Origin of the sequence: Ornithinibacillus jepli (assembly GCF_047228935.1) — a bacterium.
Lineage (GTDB): Bacteria > Bacillota > Bacilli > Bacillales > Amphibacillaceae > Ornithinibacillus.
This window is the reverse complement of the sequence record NZ_JBFEGG010000002.1, coordinates 434,650-452,009: the sequence shown is the minus strand read 5'-3', so window position 1 is coordinate 452,009 and position 17,360 is coordinate 434,650. Positions and strand designations below refer to the sequence as shown.

Annotated in this window: 24 protein-coding genes; 22 read left to right on the top strand and 2 right to left on the bottom strand. The window is 31.8% G+C overall.

All coding sequences use genetic code 11. From position 1 onward, the window contains the following. Positions 1–180 precede the first annotated feature (180 nt). From AB1K81_RS10295 to AB1K81_RS10260, 8 genes are all read left to right on the top strand, one after another. A complete protein-coding gene (locus AB1K81_RS10295; RefSeq protein ID WP_412976571.1) occupies positions 181–435 on the top strand; it encodes a hypothetical protein in 255 nt (84 codons plus the stop codon). A gap of 67 nt (positions 436–502) precedes the next feature. Then, positions 503–751, top strand: coding sequence for a hypothetical protein (locus tag AB1K81_RS10290; RefSeq protein WP_412976570.1), 249 nt, complete (start codon positions 503–505; stop codon positions 749–751). Positions 752–977: 226 nt separating this feature from the next. Next, positions 978–1,448, top strand: a complete 471-nt coding sequence (locus tag AB1K81_RS10285; protein ID WP_412976569.1) for a DinB family protein — start codon at positions 978–980, stop codon at positions 1,446–1,448. A 209-nt stretch (positions 1,449–1,657) separates the two neighbouring features. Further along, on the top strand, positions 1,658–2,173 hold the full coding sequence (locus tag AB1K81_RS10280) for a GNAT family N-acetyltransferase (RefSeq protein ID WP_412976568.1): 516 nt from the start codon (positions 1,658–1,660) through the stop codon (positions 2,171–2,173). 294 nt (positions 2,174–2,467) lie between these two features. Next, positions 2,468–2,734 (top strand): hypothetical protein, encoded by a 267-nt coding sequence (locus AB1K81_RS10275; RefSeq protein ID WP_412976567.1) that lies wholly within the window; start codon positions 2,468–2,470, stop codon positions 2,732–2,734. Between the two features lie 120 nt (positions 2,735–2,854). Then, a complete protein-coding gene (locus AB1K81_RS10270; RefSeq protein ID WP_412976566.1) occupies positions 2,855–3,250 on the top strand; it encodes a hypothetical protein in 396 nt (131 codons plus the stop codon). A gap of 95 nt (positions 3,251–3,345) precedes the next feature. Next, positions 3,346–4,248 carry an aminoglycoside phosphotransferase family protein gene (locus tag AB1K81_RS10265; RefSeq protein ID WP_412976565.1) on the top strand — a complete coding sequence of 301 codons (903 nt, stop codon included), beginning with the start codon at positions 3,346–3,348 and terminating at the stop codon, positions 4,246–4,248. A gap of 267 nt (positions 4,249–4,515) precedes the next feature. Further along, positions 4,516–5,352, top strand: coding sequence for a nucleotidyltransferase domain-containing protein (locus tag AB1K81_RS10260; protein ID WP_412976564.1), 837 nt, complete (start codon positions 4,516–4,518; stop codon positions 5,350–5,352). Positions 5,353–5,561: 209 nt separating this feature from the next. Here AB1K81_RS10260 and AB1K81_RS10255 read toward each other — a convergent pair whose 3' ends face one another. After that, positions 5,562–5,921, bottom strand: a complete 360-nt coding sequence (locus AB1K81_RS10255) for a DUF4180 domain-containing protein (RefSeq protein WP_412976563.1) — start codon at positions 5,919–5,921, stop codon at positions 5,562–5,564. Positions 5,922–6,289: 368 nt separating this feature from the next. Here AB1K81_RS10255 and catA point away from each other — a divergent pair, with 368 nt between their 5' ends. The 8 genes from catA to AB1K81_RS10215 all read left to right on the top strand — a co-directional run bounded on the left by catA (position 6,290) and on the right by AB1K81_RS10215 (position 11,518). Next, positions 6,290–6,940 (top strand): type A chloramphenicol O-acetyltransferase, encoded by a 651-nt coding sequence (gene catA / locus AB1K81_RS10250; protein ID WP_412976562.1) that lies wholly within the window; start codon positions 6,290–6,292, stop codon positions 6,938–6,940. A 253-nt stretch (positions 6,941–7,193) separates the two neighbouring features. Further along, positions 7,194–7,574 (top strand): hypothetical protein, encoded by a 381-nt coding sequence (locus AB1K81_RS10245; RefSeq protein ID WP_412976561.1) that lies wholly within the window; start codon positions 7,194–7,196, stop codon positions 7,572–7,574. A gap of 154 nt (positions 7,575–7,728) precedes the next feature. Further along, positions 7,729–8,316 (top strand): hypothetical protein, encoded by a 588-nt coding sequence (locus AB1K81_RS10240; protein WP_412976560.1) that lies wholly within the window; start codon positions 7,729–7,731, stop codon positions 8,314–8,316. 306 nt (positions 8,317–8,622) lie between these two features. Beyond that, positions 8,623–9,072, top strand: coding sequence for a GNAT family N-acetyltransferase (locus tag AB1K81_RS10235; RefSeq protein ID WP_412976559.1), 450 nt, complete (start codon positions 8,623–8,625; stop codon positions 9,070–9,072). Positions 9,073–9,341: 269 nt separating this feature from the next. Then, on the top strand, positions 9,342–9,506 hold the full coding sequence (locus AB1K81_RS10230; RefSeq protein WP_412976558.1) for a hypothetical protein: 165 nt from the start codon (positions 9,342–9,344) through the stop codon (positions 9,504–9,506). Positions 9,507–9,781: 275 nt separating this feature from the next. Next, positions 9,782–10,186, top strand: a complete 405-nt coding sequence (locus AB1K81_RS10225; protein ID WP_412976557.1) for a PH domain-containing protein — start codon at positions 9,782–9,784, stop codon at positions 10,184–10,186. A 12-nt stretch (positions 10,187–10,198) separates the two neighbouring features. Further along, a complete protein-coding gene (locus AB1K81_RS10220) occupies positions 10,199–10,417 on the top strand; it encodes a hypothetical protein (protein ID WP_412976556.1) in 219 nt (72 codons plus the stop codon). A gap of 564 nt (positions 10,418–10,981) precedes the next feature. After that, the gene (locus tag AB1K81_RS10215) at positions 10,982–11,518 is read left to right on the top strand and encodes a dihydrofolate reductase family protein (protein WP_412976555.1); all 537 of its coding nucleotides are present in this window, start codon (positions 10,982–10,984) and stop codon (positions 11,516–11,518) included. Positions 11,519–11,786: 268 nt separating this feature from the next. Here the strand turns inward: AB1K81_RS10215 and AB1K81_RS10210 are convergent, their stop codons facing one another. After that, positions 11,787–11,993 (bottom strand): DUF4177 domain-containing protein, encoded by a 207-nt coding sequence (locus AB1K81_RS10210; protein ID WP_412976554.1) that lies wholly within the window; start codon positions 11,991–11,993, stop codon positions 11,787–11,789. A 448-nt stretch (positions 11,994–12,441) separates the two neighbouring features. Here AB1K81_RS10210 and AB1K81_RS10205 point away from each other — a divergent pair, with 448 nt between their 5' ends. The 6 genes from AB1K81_RS10205 to AB1K81_RS10180 all read left to right on the top strand — a co-directional run bounded on the left by AB1K81_RS10205 (position 12,442) and on the right by AB1K81_RS10180 (position 17,345). Next, entirely contained in the window at positions 12,442–12,858 is a 417-nt protein-coding gene (locus AB1K81_RS10205; RefSeq protein WP_412976853.1) for an AAA family ATPase, read from the top strand. Positions 12,859–13,140: 282 nt separating this feature from the next. Then, positions 13,141–13,422 (top strand): hypothetical protein, encoded by a 282-nt coding sequence (locus AB1K81_RS10200; protein ID WP_412976553.1) that lies wholly within the window; start codon positions 13,141–13,143, stop codon positions 13,420–13,422. Between the two features lie 158 nt (positions 13,423–13,580). Then, positions 13,581–13,952: a hypothetical protein gene (locus tag AB1K81_RS10195; RefSeq protein ID WP_412976552.1), complete on the top strand. Its 372-nt coding sequence runs from the start codon at positions 13,581–13,583 to the stop codon at positions 13,950–13,952. A 319-nt stretch (positions 13,953–14,271) separates the two neighbouring features. Then, the gene (locus AB1K81_RS10190; protein WP_412976551.1) at positions 14,272–15,123 is read left to right on the top strand and encodes an ABC transporter ATP-binding protein; all 852 of its coding nucleotides are present in this window, start codon (positions 14,272–14,274) and stop codon (positions 15,121–15,123) included. Next, positions 15,120–15,827 carry a hypothetical protein gene (locus AB1K81_RS10185; RefSeq protein ID WP_412976550.1) on the top strand — a complete coding sequence of 236 codons (708 nt, stop codon included), beginning with the start codon at positions 15,120–15,122 and terminating at the stop codon, positions 15,825–15,827. Before AB1K81_RS10190 ends, AB1K81_RS10185 begins: the two co-directional genes overlap by 4 nt. A gap of 462 nt (positions 15,828–16,289) precedes the next feature. After that, the gene (locus tag AB1K81_RS10180) at positions 16,290–17,345 is read left to right on the top strand and encodes a hypothetical protein (RefSeq protein ID WP_412976549.1); all 1,056 of its coding nucleotides are present in this window, start codon (positions 16,290–16,292) and stop codon (positions 17,343–17,345) included. The last annotated feature ends 15 nt before the right edge of the window (positions 17,346–17,360 follow it).

Genomic DNA, 17,360 nt, shown 5'->3' with positions numbered 1-17,360 from the left:
AAGTTGTAAGGCAATTTAGAATTTATTAACAAAAATGATATGATAATATAAGAGTTTGTGAAGAAATGTTCTTTAACTAACGGGGCAGGTTACTTTAACAAGACCTATTTTTTTACGAAAAACAATTATTCACTAACATAGTTATAATAGTGTGACAAATTGTTGATTGGAGGGCTTAATATGGTGAACTGGGGACAAATTCGAAAAAAAGGTAAGAAACGATTTGTCTTGTTGTCGGGATTGGTTTTAGCAGTGCCGTTGGCTCTTGACTACTATATAATTAAGTTTCTTATCAATTCATTTAAAATAGAATTTACTTTTATTGAGCTGTTGATTGTTTGGATTATTCGCTTGTTATTAGGGTTAACATTCGCCTTATATGGTTGGAGTAGGATGGAAAAGGATTGGTGCAACAATAATTCCTTATTCAAGTAACGGTTAGTGAAACATTTTGGAAGTTAATTTCGTAAAAGTATTAATAGTTTTGAGGGGATGAAAAAATATGAAAATAGAAATTGAAGTTAGAGCATTTGGAGAGGTTCAAGTTAAAGGTACAGAAGATGCTTATAAAGGTATCGAATTAATGCGTGTACATAAACTTTCTAAAGATACAACATTAGGTGAAGTAGAAACTTTATTATCTTCGCTATTTCAAGAAGTTGAAAATGGTTATAAAAATCCAGAACAATGTTTGGGTAAAATCACGATTCGAGCAAAAAAGGAAAACGGTGAAATAGTATATTTAGGTTAGAAGGCTTATTGAACTAAATGGTGCAAGAGTTGAACAAGGCGGTCTTTAAATCAAAACGTCTTTTTTGTTTCAAAATGTATTTGGAATATTGTGTTATTATTGTTGTAGAGTTATTGAAGTAACAGGGTAGGATAGTTGAAGAAGGACCCCAGAGTATAGTAGGTAATATTAATCCTTATCTTGAAATATGAGAGATTGAAAATATTATTTAAAGGAGGAACACAAGATGCAGGCGTTAATTGAGGAGTACAGTCGAGGCTTTACGATGTTAAGGGAATCCATAAGTGAGTTATCCGAAGAAGAGATTAGGTACAAACCAGGAAAGGATAGATGGAGTATACATCAGATAATTATTCATATAACAGATTCTGAGTTAGTGGCTACACATAGAATGAAAAAGGTTTTGTCAGAGCCTGAACCACTTTTACCAGCACCTGATCAAGATGCTTGGGCAAGCTCACTGTTTTATGAACAATTAGATCGAGAACAATACCTTCTACTTTTTAAAATGCTTCGTTCCAGTATGTTTCCTATTCTCCATAATTTAACAGCTGAACAACTTGAGAGAGTTGCAGTGTATCCAGATGGTGCGAGATTGACATTCAAAGATTTGTTGGAATACCGAGTCAACCATATACGTGGACATCTCGAACAAATTGAAAGAGTTAAAAAGGCTTTTAGGGAAAAGCATAAATAAAATATTTAGCTTCTTCAGCTAATGGGTGCATTACTTAAAGAAGGTGATCCAAAAAGGTCGCCTTTTTCTTATGGTTAAATTTTTAATATTTTTGGAATATTATGTTAGAATCTAGATGGAAGCTATTAAGCTACGGAGCAAGATTATTGAGTAGTAAACTCAATAGTGGAAGATAAAAAGAGTTTATAATTTTACGAGGGGAAAACAAAATGAACATAACAACGGACAGGTTAATAATACGTAAATTTTCATATGGCGATTGGCAAAGTTTACATAGTTACACATCTGATAGTAACGTTATGAAATATATGCCTGAAGGTGTTTTTTCTGAAGAAGATGCAAAGGAATTTGTAATGAAAAACAGTGGGGAAAAGGCTAAGAATTTTCCTGTGTTGTTACGTAAAGACCAGATGTTGATTGGTCATATGGTATTCCATAAGTATTTTGGTAGTCATACTTATGAGATTGGTTGGGTGTTCAATCCAAATTATCACAATAAAGGCTATGCATCCGAGGCGGCACATTCCGTATTAAAATATGGTTTTGAGACATTGAATTTACATAGGATAATTGCGACTTGTCAACCTGAGAATATTCCATCATGGAGAGTTATGGAGAAAATTGGTATGAGAAGAGAAGGTTATTTTAAAAAGTGTATACCACAAGGAAATGAATGGTGGGATGAGTTTTATTATGCACTTTTACTAGAGGAATGGAAATCATAAATTATTCCATTAACGGGTGCGTTAATTAAAGAAGGATTAATCCTAAATATTTTGTTGTACTAAAGGAGCAGGATAGTTGAAGAAGGAACATATATTAGAATACTACCGTCTTTACAATAAATGGGGGAATTAATGTGAAGATGCAAAGACTACTTTTTATTTCAATTTTAATTACTTTATTTATTATTAGCGGGTGCTCGAATCGGGGACAGACAAATAAAGTAACAGAAATTAGAAGAAACAGAATTAGTAGATGTAACAACAGATCATCCTGAAGCTGAAGAAGTTTTAAGAATGAATCCTGATGCAGATATATTTCAATATGATGGTGTAATTTATGCGACGAACATTGACTGGGTAGAAGAATTATCTTTAACAAAAGACGTTCAAATCGGTGAAATAAAAATGAGAAACGATTCCAATACAGACTTTATAGATGAAATGTCGAATAAGCTACCAGTAGGTACAAAGATTTTCTCAGCAAAGGAAAGAGGAGATATTCTAATCGTTGAGACGGAGGAAGGCAAAATCTTAAAATACCTTGGAATTGGTGAAGGGTAATAAAGTTATCTATATTCAACAAACGGGTGCTTTTCTTCAAGAAGTAATAATTGTACCCTTTATTCAACTGTTGAGCAGGATAGTTGAAGAAGAAAATAAGTGGATGAATGAGGGAAAATAATGAACAAAAGATTAAAGAAAAAAATGGGGAATAGATATAATTTAATAAAACGAGCTGAACGACAAACACATAAACGAAAAGGAATGAGATACATAGACTATGCTCTTATCCCAATAGGTGAGAAAGATAAATTGAGATTCGATCAAGAAGGATATGATATCGATTATCCATACGCTACACACTGGTTTATCGAAATTGCTCCAACTAAGTATTATTACATTATTTACGTTTATCCATGTACGAGTAAAGGTAGAAGCGATACTAATTCTTTTCTGTCAGTTATATATGCGGGGAAATTAGAAAAAGTAATGTTGGCTTTCAAAAAAACAGTAGATGATATAAAAAATGATAGACATATAGCTAATTTTTGGGATTCTGATTCACCATTATTTTAATCAACTAACGGGTGCTTTTGTTTAACTAGTAGTGATCCACTTTATTAAAAAAGAAATTGTTATTGTGTTTATCGAGTACAGATGGGAGTGAAGGTGTGAGTAAAGCATTAATAAAACAAATTCCTTTAATAAGTAATTGCAAAGAATTAATTGAAATTAAAAAGGGTTTTTCCTCAGATGAAAAATATCTAATACATACGCAAGATAACAATAAGCTATTACTTCGGATGTTTAATTTAGAAGAGTTGGAATTAAAGAGGTCAGAATACTCTATCATGGAAAAAATGCAGGATTATCACGTTACTTGTTCACAACCGATTTCAATTGGTGAAGTAGGGAATCGGGGGTATATGATTACATCATACATAGAGGGTAAGGATGCTGAGGATGAAATCTTAAAATACTCAGAACATGAACAATTTAATATTGGTATTGAGGCGGGAAAAGAATTAAGAAAAATGCATCAATTGTCTGCTCCAGACCATATCTCTTCTTGGTATTCAAGAAAAGTTGAAAAGCATAGGAAGTATATTGATGCTTACTTAGCGTGTGAGGTCAAGGTTAAAAATGACCAAATAATAATGAATTTTATTGATGATAATATCCATCTCATTAAACAACGCCCGAACTTATTTCAACATGATGACTTTCATCTTGGAAACATCATTGTGAATAATAAAAAATTCGCTGGAGTTATAGACTTTAATAGGTATGATTGGGGAGATCCTATTCATGAATTTCTGAAGATAGGAATTTTTAGTCGTAGAGTAAGCATTCCTTTTTCAATAGGACAAATCAGAGGTTATTTTAATAATAAAGAACCAGATGAAGATTTTTGGAGATTGTATTCACTTTACTTAGCAATGTGCGTTTTCTCAACTGTAGTATGGACTTTAAAAACAATTCCAAACAATATGAATGAGATGTTAGATAAAGTTTATATATATTTAGAAGATCATGATTACTTTAACAGGCTAAAACCTAAGTGGTATCAATAGAATGCTTGTAAAATACTGTACTTAAAGTAACGGGTGCGTTAATTCAAGAAGGATTAACGCTAATATTTTGTATAGCTTATTGTACTAAAGGGGCAGAAGAGTTGAAGAACCTTCAAGCCAATTTATACGTTTATTACTTTGAAAAAGAGAATTTATATTATAATTATATATAAGATAATCGACTGTGCCAGGTTGAATGAAATGGAGGGCGAAGAAATGGATAAGTAACGGATAGATAATATTAAATATATGGGAGTTGAAAAATTTATGACTGCACAAAATATTTTAAATGAAATATTTAAAGAACTGAAAGGGTTACCTGGCATTGTAGGAATAGTTTTAGGAGGCTCAAGAGCAAGAGGAACTAATCATTCAACTTCTGATATTGACATTGGAATATACTATGATGAATCGGCAGGTTTTGATGTCAACGAAGTTAGTAGAGTTGCTACCAAAATGGATGATGAACATAGAGAGAATTTAGTTACATCTTTAGGCGAGTGGGGTGCTTGGATAAATGGTGGTGGATGGATTGTTGTTCAGGGTTATCACGTTGATTTAATATTTCGTGATGTCAATAGAGTGGAACAAGTAATTGATGATTGTTTGTTAGGTAACGTTTTAACTCATTACCATACTGGACATCCACATGCTTATCTGAATGTTATGTATATGGGTGAAGTCTCCATCTGCAAAATACTGGATGACAAAACGAATCGAATTGCGAAGCTAAAATCCAAAACCATGCCATATCCAAAACCTTTAAAAGATGCAATAATTGGTTACTTTATGTTTGAAGCATCCTTTTCTTTAATGTTTGCTAAAGATAATGTTGATAAGGATGATATTTCGTATGTTACAGGTCACTGTTTTCGAACCATCTCATGTCTAAATCAAGTCTTATTTGCTATGAATGAAGAATATTGTATCAATGAGAAAAAAGCAGTTCGAATGATTGATGGGTTTGATACGAAGCCACTGGGATACAAGAAAAGAATAGATAAAATTATCACATTACTTTCTCCAAGCATAGATAGCACAAGACAGGGGCTTGAAATACTTCAAGAACTTATTTCTGAAACGGAAATTCTATTAAATAAATAGTTAAGGTAAAAAAGTGTACTTAAATTAACGGGAGCGTTAATTCAAGAAGGATTAACGCTAATATTTTGTAGAACTTATTGTACTAAAGAGGCAGGATAATACAATAAGAAGAATATTTCCTTTGTCTCATTAGAGATAAACTATGTAGTAAATATTACTTCCAAAACGGACAAATTAATTGCCCGATTCTGAAAGTGAAAGTTGTTTTTTTAAGATAATTTATCAATAGCTTCTTGTTCTGATGAAACAAAGAAAATATGATTTCCTTGATTGCACTCATAAATGAAATCTTTCAGTGGTTTACTTGTATAAGATGAAAAATCTCCTATAATTGCAAACTTAATATTGTAGTTAATAAACTTTTGAAGGATTTCTCCTGCGATTCCTGTACTGAGTTTAAAAAAATCTTCTGAAATTGCATCCTTGAATAATGCAATTCGATTACTGTTCGTTTCACTGCTTATGGTCATAATAAAGTCTAATGCACTTTGCTCATCCGAAAGAACAATAGTATCTGTATTAGCTATTGTAATGTTATGTCCGTTAGCTTGTATCGTTTTTATTTTCATTACTGGCACTCCAATCAAAAAATATTAAATCTATTATATAGACAACTGCCACAACAGTAAATGAATAAATAAAGTATGTCGCAGTCCGGTCAGATTGTGAAGTATTGTAATTAAAGTAAAGGGTGCAATAGTGAAACAAGGATGATCCAATTGTAATCGCCTTTTTTTATGGCTTAAATTCAAGTTTTATTTTTGGAATATTATGTTAGTATTTAATTAGATGTTACTATGATAACGGGGTAGATAAGTTGAACAAAATTTCTATTTACTTGATTTAATAAACGTTTTATTAAGAGGTGAGGGGTTTGGCAAAAGCAGACAATTAGCCTCCTAAAAACAAAAAAACATTTTTTTAGGAGGCTTATCAAATGAAGTTTAATTTAGTTGATAGAGAGAATTGGGAAAGAAGACCGTATTTCGAACATTTTATTAATCAGAAGTGTACTTTTAGCATTACAGTAAATGTAGACATCACAACCCTATTGGAACAGCTTCGGAACAAGGAAATTAAATTATATCCTGCCTTTATTTACATGGTCACTAAAACAGTAAATTCACATAAAGAATTTAGATTTAGCTTTAATGAAGAGGGAGCTTTAGGATATTGGGATAAAGTAATCCCAAGTTATACAATCTTCCACCATGATAACAAAACATTCTCAAGTATATGGACTGAGTTTTCTAATGAATTTAGTGTCTTTTATAAGATCTATCAAGAAGATATAAAGCAATACACTGATGTTAAGAAACTTGACTCAAAAGATAATGTACCGAAAAATTCTTTTCATATATCAAGTATTCCATGGGTTAGTTTTACTGGTTTTAACCTTAATATCAATAACGATAACGACTATTTATTACCCATAGTTACAGGTGGGAAATATTTTAACCACAATGATAAAACGTTGTTACCTATTTCATTACAAATTCATCATGCTGTTTGCGATGGATACCACGCAAGTCTATTTATTAAGGAGTTACAGAAATTAGCTAATAATTGTCATGATTGGCTACCTTAAAACCATCAAATGAGTGAAGGCTTATGACTAAGGAGTTGTTTTGGCGACTCCTATTCTTATTAAACTAATGGGTGCAAGAGTTGAACAAGGCGGTCTTTAAATCAGATCGTCTTTTTTTGTTTCAAAATGTATTTGGAATATTGTGTTATTATTGAGTTAGAGTTATTGAAGTAACGGTTCAGGATAGTTTAACAAGAATATGAAACTGTACATCAATCCATAACGTCGAATTAAGCAAAGGAGGTATACTTTAATGAAAAAAATCAAATTGATTTACATCCTCTTATTATTTTCTTTTGTCTTAATGGGTTGTCAAAACAATAATCTAAATCTAAGTGACGATGTTACGAGTATCGAGGTGTATGAATGGGACAGTAAAGAACAGGTCGCTACTATCGATGATAAAGGGTTTATAGAAGAACTTGTAAAAGATTTAGACAATGCAAGAACACATTCAACTGCAAATATTGATTGGGCAATGCCAGATTATAAATTACTTTTCAAACATGATAGTGAGGTTTTGTTTGAGATTGGCTATTGTAAAGATGAACAGAATTTTGGAAATGGTGCAGTGGGACGATATTGGGAATCAGATAAACTTTATGAAGTGAGTACAAAACTGACTGTGGAATAACGATTCAAATCTATTATTAATTCTTCAACAAACGTGTGCTAGAGTGAAATAAATGAACATCATTTTGATGGTCTTTATTTTTATAATATATTTTGAATATTATGTTAATTTTTAAATATGAAGTACTTGCGCTTTGTTAAGGAGGGGACTAAAAATGAAAAGATTGAAAGATTATTATGATAAACGATTAATCACAATCGATGAGCAAATATATTCTTTGTTAAAAAAACGTAATGAAATATCTAACAATAACCCTGGTTTTCCATCCGATGATGTTCTTTCAAATTGGGCTATTAAGTATGATTTGTATGAAGATTATTTAAAGTCGTTATTTGAAACAATGAGAAATGACGCCTTGTTTAAACCTCGTATTGACCCGAGAGGATTTAGAAAACATTTATCAGTATTACAATCCATTGAAAAAGGTAATCGTGTTTATTCAATAACAGTTATTCGTCAGTATGAGAATGCTAGTGTTATACAACTCCATATTGATTGGGATGAAGAGATAGAGTCTCCAATGAACTTTCATCATCAAACTAATTTTGAATTGTTTTTAGGTGAAGAATATGATTGCCGACTGGACCGTGCTGGAGGATCAACAGGACATTATACATACAATTTCATTGTCTCTCCTCCATTACCTGACGATGTTTCTAAAAAGGAATTAGTTTTCAGGGAATATAGTGACTCTTTTAACGAAGAGCCAACTGGCCTTGAAATTGTGATGAAAATAGATTAAGAAGGAAACGGATAGAGAGTTGAAGATCTGGCTTTCTATCTTCAACTAAATGTGTAGTAATACTACTAACAGGGCAGCATTAGTTGAAGAACAATCGCTGTATTCTATAACTGTTGATAAGTTGGAGATTCTATCGGTAAATATGATGTGATAAAATATCCCCCCAAAAAGAAAAAAGACTTATACAATCATTGTTAGCTATAAACCATGATATACAAATAGAGAGTTCAGGATTGTTGTACAGTTAAAAATTCTTATGTAAGTTATCAAAGATTGAAAGTAGAGAGAGTGAGGAAATAAATAAATATGGAGCTACAAACAGAAAGATTAAAACTTACCCCTTGTTCTGATAAGGCATTATCAACATATTCAACAGAAGAATACGAGCTTGGAGCACATATTGGAATGTATCTGAAAGAATTAAAAAAAGATAAATCTCTATTAGGGTGGGGTGTTTGGCTTGTTATTGATAAACAGTCGAATAAAATTATCGGGGATATTGGCTTTAAAGGTAAGCCTGACTTACACAAATCTGTTGAGGTTGGTTATGGCATTACACCTTCAGAACAAAATAAAGGTATTGCAACGGAAGCATTAAGATGTATCATTAACTGGGCATTTACCTCCAATATGGTAAATAAAATAACTGCTGAATGTCTTGTGGATAATACCCCTTCAATTAAAGTGTTAGAGAAATTGAATATGAAAAAAATACAAACTGATAATAATATGATTTATTGGCAATTGAATAAATAACTTTTTGGATCTTTAAAGTGCTTTTCAACTATAGGGTGCTATAGTACAACAAGAGCATTGGCAATTAGGCTAAGCGGTATTTTAATTTATTATGCAACCTATGAAAATAGAGGACTTTACAGTTATACCTTTAATGGATTATTGTCGTTCTTCTAGACATTGATGTACTACTTAATAGATAAAATTGGGATTGTGGGCATAAAAGCTTTTATAGGTATTACGAAAAGCAGAGTACAAAAAGGTTAAAGAGCGTAAAAAGGGGTGTAAATTTGAAAGCAATTATGGGGAAGGCGGTTAAAAGAATAGCAACAATTCTAAAAAGAAAAGAAATTAAAATAGCTTTTAATCTATTAATTGCAACCATTTTTTTAATCCTAGCATTAGCAATTGGGATAGCGGTTTATTTTATAATTGCAGATATGATATATAATTAATTTCTACCGGGACAGAAGAGTTTAATAAGTGGGGTTTAGGAGTATTGAGTAAAAAGAAAAAATATTCGTTAGAGTTTCAATTGGATTGAATGTATTGCTATTATTAGTAGTTATATGGGGATTCTTTCAAATCAATAATGTTAAAGAACGTACGCTTTTCTAAGAGATACAGTTAAACTTAATGAATCTAGAGGATGCCATAGTACATCAAAAGGAAAACAATTTCGTACAAAAGTATACCAGGATATATCATCATAGGAGCATTGATTTTAAATTTGTTGCTATGGATTTGGTTTGGAACAGGTTATCAGGTTAAAGGAGAACTGTTAGTAGTAAGAATTGGTCCATTTAAAGGTAAGATTAAGATTAAAGAAATATTGAAGATTCGTAGTATAAAAAATCCAAATACATCGTCTACTCTATTCGTAGATAAGCTCGAGATTCTTTTCGGTAAATACGATGTTATAAGAATATTCCCGCAAAATAATAGTAAACTTATACAAGTTGCAGTTGTTGGTGGTATTCCAGCAATCCCAGTTATCATCATTGCCTTTTTAGGAAATTTATTAACGATACTTTTACTTATTGCTTTTGTAGACTCCATTCGCAATTGGCGTAAGAAGAAAAAAGGTAATAAAGAAAAAAGAGAGTCTAAAAATAAGCGCGCGAAGAATATTTAGGATAAATATGGATTGCCTGGCTTGGCATTCATTGGTCCGTTTTTTGTAGGTAGTCATTTAACAGCGCTACTAGCTATTTCATTTGGTGGTACACGTTCAAAAACGTTAGCATTAATGACAGCGAGTATTGCAACTTGGGCAATTTTACTTGGTAGTGCAGCATATTTTGGTTTTGATTTTTTAGTAAAAGATGAAGATGGTTTTGGTTTTATCACAAGACTTTTAAATTGAAATTATTCACCAAACATTGTACCGATAACGGGAAAAGAGGAACGCTGTTATAATATGGGTTGCTCTTTATTATTTTAGAAATATTTTCTATAAAGCTCTTGTCGCAGTCTAACACTTATTTCTGCATATATCCTTGTAGTTCATTGTTGACCGTAAAAATCTAATACGATGTGACAAACTTAAAGGTTTTAATCTATTACTCTATTTTGCTAAATAATCCTTCAGTAGTTGAGTCGATATTCCCAAAGTAATCCGTTAGTAGCTTTGCTTGCAACCTATAAGCATTTAATGTTTATACAGAAAAACCCTCAATTCTCTTATATGCATCATAACCCTTTGCGTCTTCCGATAATAACATAACTGCTCGCTCTCAAAAATATTATTATAACATCTTCACCACTAAGGTGAATAAAATAAGTTTTTATTATATTCTGGTGAATTGAATGGAATTTAATGTTAGAGTTAAGATAGGTTATTCAACTAAAGGGGCAGAAGAGTTGAAGAATGAACTATTCATTGTTAAAGTTAAAAACGAACATATATTCTTAAATGATGGAGGGTTTTATGGAAAATAAACGAAATTTGGTATTATTTATTGCTATGAGTTTAGATGGATATATTGCTACAAAAGACGAGTCACTTGAGTGGCTATTCAATGTCGAAGGTGAAGGTGATAACGGATTTTTAGAGTTTTATGAAACGGTGGATACGGTTTTACTTGGTAAGAGGACTTACGATTGGGTAATGAAACAAGATATTGAGGAATTTCCATATAAAAACAAAGAATGCTATGTGTTTACAAGGTCTTCTATTGAGGATACCGAATATGTAAAATTTGTTAATGACGATGTAAGTGAATTTGTTGATAAGCTAAAGAGTCAAGATGGGAAAAACATTTGGATTGTTGGTGGGGGAGAATTATTGCAATCTTTTATACAAGAAAAATTAGTAGATGAAATTATCATAACGGTTGCCCCAACTCTAATCGGAAATGGTATTCCGTTATTTAGAGAGGGAGAGTACAATTTAGACCTTTCGTTAAAAGGAATGAGAAACTTTAATCAGTTTGTAGAACTTCATTATTTAGTTAAAAACCATTAAAAATCCTTCTTGCATTAACGGGTGCTTTAGTATAACAAGAGGATCGTCATATGTTAATGGAGATCTTCTTCTATTTGGATAATCACACAGTTTAGATGGAATTTTATGTTAAAATTAATTAATATGCATCCTTGTTCTTAAAGTAAAGGAGCAGGTTGAGTGGTTCGTTATAAATGTCGCATTTGACTATCGATGTGCAATAAAAAAAGGTCCATTTAAAAAATAAAAAAGCGTGAAATTACCACGCTTTCTACATGTGGTTCTATAATTACAAACTACCGTCTTTTTCTCTCTCAAAGATTATTTCAAAATATCCTGATGTTCCCGAACTCCTTGTACTTGGTGCAAAAATCTGTACCAGTTTCCAGCCTTCCTTAGCATGTTGATGAATAATATCTTGATAATTTTCTGATGGTTTTGAATCACTCATAGAGGGAAATGTTAGTGAAATTCTTTCGAATTTGTACTCATACATGAGAAAATACCTCCTTTTATAAATACTAATAATATTTTATCAAATGAACTGCTAAGAAGATAGGTTTATGAACATTACGAGAATATTGTGCAATAAATGCTGAATTGCTTGTTCAACTATCGGGTGCGTTAATTTAAGAAGGATTATTGCTAATATTTTGTAGAGCATATTGTACTAAAGGAGAAGAAGAGTTAAAGGGGGAATATATATGGAGAAATTAAAGGTCTTTTTATTATCTGTTATAACACTTACTTTACTATACATTGCCTTTATGGTCACTGACTTAGTAATGTAATCTATTTACATTAATGGGTGCGTTTGTTCAAGTTGATCCAATGTTTATTTTCCTAACGGGCAGGTTACTTAAAAACAAAGAATTATATTTTATGGTTATTATTTTTAGGGGGAGTTTCTCTAAAAAAATAATAAGGAAGTAAATAAGGTCTATATAATATCAGGAACAGCTGGTGTAGGTAAATCAACAACTTCAAAAGAACTCGTAAACACATCAAAAAACAGTGCGTATATCTCTGGTGACTACGTTAGCCATATGCACGTTAACGGGAGAAAAAAGCCCTGGGAAAGCAAAAAAGAAACCTCTTTGATTTGGGACAATATTTTAAGTCCTACAAAAAACTTTCTTAGGTATGGTAATGATGTAGTTATTGATTATGTAACCTTTCCTCAAGAGGCAAAATGGTTAAGTGAAAATCTTATGAGATTAAATGTAGAGGTTAATTATGTAGTTTTATGGACTGATATTGAGACATTAGTTAATAGAGATAATATGCGGAAGCCTGAGCATAGAATGGGTGATAGATGTTTAATATTAGTTAATGAGTTTTATGGAATCAGGATTAGATAAAAAGCATATTTTTGATACAAGTAAAATTGCCTCTGATGATATTGATTATGTGGTAAATAAAATAATGAACAATCGAAAATATATAATAAAATAGAACCTTATCCCATCACTGCGTGTAAGAGCAAAGCAAGGTGATCAGAATAATTCACTTAGAATATTATGTTAATATTTTAGTTAGAAGTAATCACGCTAACTAGGCAGTTTAGTAAAACAGTGAACCTTTTATTTATTTAATTCGTATTTAAGTTAGCGTAAAGAAGTAAGATTTGGAGGTACAATTAAATGGAGTATTATCTTATAATCATAGCTCTTATCATAATAATTTATTTGTCTGTTAAGTTGGATAAGTTAGATGGTCGAATGAAAAGTATGCAATATAGCTTAGACCAATTAACTAAACAATTAGGACTCCCCGATAACCCAATAAATGATGAACTGCGTGAGCTAATTAAGGCCGGTGAAGACGTAAAAGCGGTAAAAAAGGCAAGAGAAACTTTAGGTCTATCACTATTAGAGGGGAAAGATTATATTGATAAGCTGAAATCTGATATAGTTAATGGCTAAACTTCTCTAAAAGTAATGGTTGCGTTAATTCAAGAAGGATTAACGCTATTTTTGTAGAACTAGGTATACTAAAGGAGCAGGTTAGTTGAAAAGTAATTAGCATATTTTTCAAGGACAACTCATAGTGTAAAATTAACATTTTATGGAGGTGTCTTTAATTGAACAAACACAAAATCATTGGTATGTTTACTTTTCTGATTCTATTATCACTTTTAATATTTTTCTTTAACCCATTTGGTGAAACTAATGCAGATATTCCTTATACACAAGAAGCAATTGAACAAGCTAATAAATTAAAAGAGAAAGTTGAAAAGAGCAACTTAAATGATAGCATGGGTAAAAAATTGATTGAAAAAGGATATGCCTATAATGGTTTAATTATTCTTGTTTACCCAGACAAAGTTAATTTAGAGGTTAGAATAAACGGAAAAATAAATGAAGTAAATGAATCTGAAATACAATATATAGTAAAAAATATTCTTGAAGAGAAGGACTTAAATACAGATTTGTTTCAAATAAAAATTACATAAATTATATTTATAAATGTAAGCCATACTTGAGGTTAGTATGGCTTATATTATTACATTAATTGATATTTGATTGCTTATTGGGGCCTACCAAAAGAAGTTGCATTAAAAGTTCAATCCTTATTCAAGTAACGGGTACAAGTGTGAAGTAAGGGGTAATCAAATTAATGGTCTTTATTTTTTTATAACTGTTTGGAATATTATGTTAATATTAATGTATAAGGTTATTTTACTAACGAGGCAGGATTGTTTAAGTTACAGGGAAATGTAGAGGGATTATGAGACTATTAACTAATCTCGTTTCTTCAGAATGGGGAGTTTTATGGACAAACTTGTTGAAATTAAAAATATAAGTAAAGTCTATACTAATAAAAATGTCTTACGTAATATTTCACTTACAATCAACCAAAGCCAAATCTTTGCAATTTTAGGCGAAAATGGGACAGGAAAAAGCACCTTATTACGAATAATAGCGGGTATTGAACGACCAAGTTCAGGGAAAATTTATTATCCTAACAAAAAGATTAAAATTGGATATGTACCCGAAAGATTTCCAAAAGATATTCGATTTACCCCAAGTGAATATTTACTTTACATGGGGAAGTTGAATGGATCTTCAAATGATTACCTTACTAAAAGAATTGATGATTTATTACATCGCTTTCAACTAGATGGACTGGATAGACAACGAATAATGGAACTGTCGAAAGGTAATATTCAAAAAGTTGGTCTTATCCAGGCAATCTTACAGAAGCCCAACCTACTAATTTTAGACGAGCCTTTATCTGGACTTGATTCCGAATCACAGGACGAGTTAGTGAACATAATAGGAGAATTGAAACAGCAAGGAACCACTATATTGTTAACCTACCATGAATCTAATGTTTTTGAATCAATAGTAGATAACACTTTTTATTTACAGAATGGAAATATTTCAGAGGCAGAATCTATTGAAAAGGAATCTATTAAACTATTGGTAGTAAGAGACGTAGAGAAATCACTCGTTAAAGAGTGGAACGAGATAATTCAAGTGGAAGAAAAAGACAAACAACTATACCTTTATGTTCCGATAAAAGAGAGTGATTTGATTCTATCAAGAGTTCTTCAACTTGAAGGAAGTATTGAGGCTGTATCAACAGTAATAGTTGATGAAGATATGGAGAGAATGCGATGAAGTCACTTATAAAATATAGTTTACATGATTATCTTCGTTCCCATAAGTATTTTCCACCTATCTCAACATTCATTATCTTAATAGCTGTCAATTATTCTTATAAACCAAATCCGATTATTGATAGTTATGCTGTAACGGCAATAATTATATATATTATTTCTGCTTGGTTATGTATTAGTGTATTATCACTAGACACACCTGTTCAAAGACAACTTATGATTCTTCATATTGGTGGTAAGAATCGCTATTATTTATCAAAATTAGTATCTGTCTGGTTAATTTCCTTGATACTAACACTTTATGCTTTTATCTATCCGATTATTTTTGGCATGTTTGGTGATTCGGTAACATTAACTATTGGTATGGTATCCATTGGAAATCATATTTTTCTATCGATATTAGGAATTAGCATTGCAAGTTTATTTAGCAAAATAATAACAGAAAGTGCTATTAATTCATATGGGGGGTTAGCACTCACTATCATTATTTCTTTAGCAGCTCTAGGAATTGATGATGCACTGCCCTCATATCTAAAAAGTATAGTTTGGCTAATTCCCCCGGCAACAAGTACACAAATCCCTCTAATCAATTGGAATGGTGAAAATGTCGTGGATCTTTCTTTATTTCCATTTATTTGGATAATAATTTACTCACTATTACTATTATATTTGTTCTTAAAGTTAGCAAAAAGGCTTCAAAAATAACAAAATGAATTCAAGCTAAATCAAATACGGATTTATAATGAAACAATGTACTTAAACTATAGGGTGCTATAGTTATAGAGGGGGATCCAAGTGGGGGCCACCCTTTTTTATGTGGTTATAATACTAATTTTGTTTTCGGAATATTGTGTCAATATTTATATAGATCCTATTAAGCTAACGGAGCAGTTTAGTTAAAGATGAATGAATAACTTGTTTTCAACAATTTAAAAAAGTCGAATTCCTGCACGCTAAGGGAACCGACTTTTTAATTTGGCTTGTTAAGCTAAGGCTATCAATTCGCACAATAATTTGAACGATAAAATTATTTATCTTTATGTTGTGATTAACGCACCTCTTTCTTATTATTTTACTTCATAAAGTAATTAAAATTAAATTAAAGAGTAATTTACTGTTGCTTTACAATGAAAAATATTTTACTATATAAAGTAAAGGAGGTAGGTTATGGAAAAAGTAGATGACTTAAGACTAAATGTAAGTTTATTACGTAGGAAAGTACCGAATCTAACAAGTGCAGCCAGGCTAGTTGGCTTGCGACCAGCTACCGTTTCTAATCTATGCACTGGAAAAATACCTGTTGGCAGAGCAGAGGTTCGAACCTTAGTTGCACTGGCATCATTAGCCGATTGCAGTTTAGATGATCTGATTATCAAAGTGGAGAAAACCGAAATGATAGAAACCCAAATTAAAACTTTAGATTTATTTGCTCCATTAGCAAAAGGGGGTACTGTTGGTTTGGTTGCTCGCCCAGGAATGGGGCAGCTCGTTGTATTAGCAGAATTACTCTATCGGTTTAAGAATGTATATAAAACAATCTTTTTAATGCCTGAAGGTAAACACCAAGGATTAAATGATGTCATTGAAAACGCAGAAATTATTACAAACACAATTGAAGATACATATGACAATATTGTGAATATTGGTGGAGACCAAGATGTTATCTTTATTGCAGACAGAACACATGTTATTACAGGAGGCATCCAACAACTGCAGGATAATCTTCAAGAGATTGGAATTCATTCTGTTACAACTTTCCTCGTTGATTTGACAGGCGAAGTTGTTGATGAAGATTTACCTTATGGACCACTTGAAACATTATGGCAATTCGATGCTGACCTTGTTGCAAGACATCGCTATCCAGCCGTTAATCCTTTAATTTCAACATCATCGGTTCTCGAAGGAGCTCATCTAGATCAGGAACACTTTACAATTCAACAAAAGGCCCTAAAAATTCTTCGCCGTTATCGGGAACTCCGTTCATTAGTGAATGTTAGCGGGATTGAACGGATTCCGACTTCTGAGTTACAAACATATCGAAGAGGCGAGAGACTTGAAGCATATTTAACTCAGCCTTTTTATATTGCCGAGCCCTTTACAAAGAAACCAGGCCAAGCTGTTGGTCTTCAAGATACTTTGAATGATGTGAAAGAAATTATGAACAGTGCCGTTGATTCTAAAAATGTATCAGAATTAGAGTTTATTGGGAATTTACAATCCTAGGATTTGAAAGTAGGT

Coding starts and splice junctions, on each gene's coding strand:
- AB1K81_RS10295 (WP_412976571.1), top strand. CDS start 181: ATGGTGAACTGGGGACAAATTCGAAAAAAAGGTAAGAAACGATTTGTC.
- AB1K81_RS10290 (WP_412976570.1), top strand. CDS start 503: ATGAAAATAGAAATTGAAGTTAGAGCATTTGGAGAGGTTCAAGTTAAA.
- AB1K81_RS10285 (WP_412976569.1), top strand. CDS start 978: ATGCAGGCGTTAATTGAGGAGTACAGTCGAGGCTTTACGATGTTAAGG.
- AB1K81_RS10280 (WP_412976568.1), top strand. CDS start 1,658: ATGAACATAACAACGGACAGGTTAATAATACGTAAATTTTCATATGGC.
- AB1K81_RS10275 (WP_412976567.1), top strand. CDS start 2,468: ATGAATCCTGATGCAGATATATTTCAATATGATGGTGTAATTTATGCG.
- AB1K81_RS10270 (WP_412976566.1), top strand. CDS start 2,855: ATGAACAAAAGATTAAAGAAAAAAATGGGGAATAGATATAATTTAATA.
- AB1K81_RS10260 (WP_412976564.1), top strand. CDS start 4,516: ATGACTGCACAAAATATTTTAAATGAAATATTTAAAGAACTGAAAGGG.
- AB1K81_RS10255 (WP_412976563.1), bottom strand. CDS start 5,921: ATGAAAATAAAAACGATACAAGCTAACGGACATAACATTACAATAGCT.
- catA (WP_412976562.1), top strand. CDS start 6,290: ATGAAGTTTAATTTAGTTGATAGAGAGAATTGGGAAAGAAGACCGTAT.
- AB1K81_RS10245 (WP_412976561.1), top strand. CDS start 7,194: ATGAAAAAAATCAAATTGATTTACATCCTCTTATTATTTTCTTTTGTC.
- AB1K81_RS10240 (WP_412976560.1), top strand. CDS start 7,729: ATGAAAAGATTGAAAGATTATTATGATAAACGATTAATCACAATCGAT.
- AB1K81_RS10235 (WP_412976559.1), top strand. CDS start 8,623: ATGGAGCTACAAACAGAAAGATTAAAACTTACCCCTTGTTCTGATAAG.
- AB1K81_RS10215 (WP_412976555.1), top strand. CDS start 10,982: ATGGAAAATAAACGAAATTTGGTATTATTTATTGCTATGAGTTTAGAT.
- AB1K81_RS10210 (WP_412976554.1), bottom strand. CDS start 11,993: ATGTATGAGTACAAATTCGAAAGAATTTCACTAACATTTCCCTCTATG.
- AB1K81_RS10200 (WP_412976553.1), top strand. CDS start 13,141: ATGGAGTATTATCTTATAATCATAGCTCTTATCATAATAATTTATTTG.
- AB1K81_RS10190 (WP_412976551.1), top strand. CDS start 14,272: ATGGACAAACTTGTTGAAATTAAAAATATAAGTAAAGTCTATACTAAT.
- AB1K81_RS10185 (WP_412976550.1), top strand. CDS start 15,120: ATGAAGTCACTTATAAAATATAGTTTACATGATTATCTTCGTTCCCAT.
- AB1K81_RS10180 (WP_412976549.1), top strand. CDS start 16,290: ATGGAAAAAGTAGATGACTTAAGACTAAATGTAAGTTTATTACGTAGG.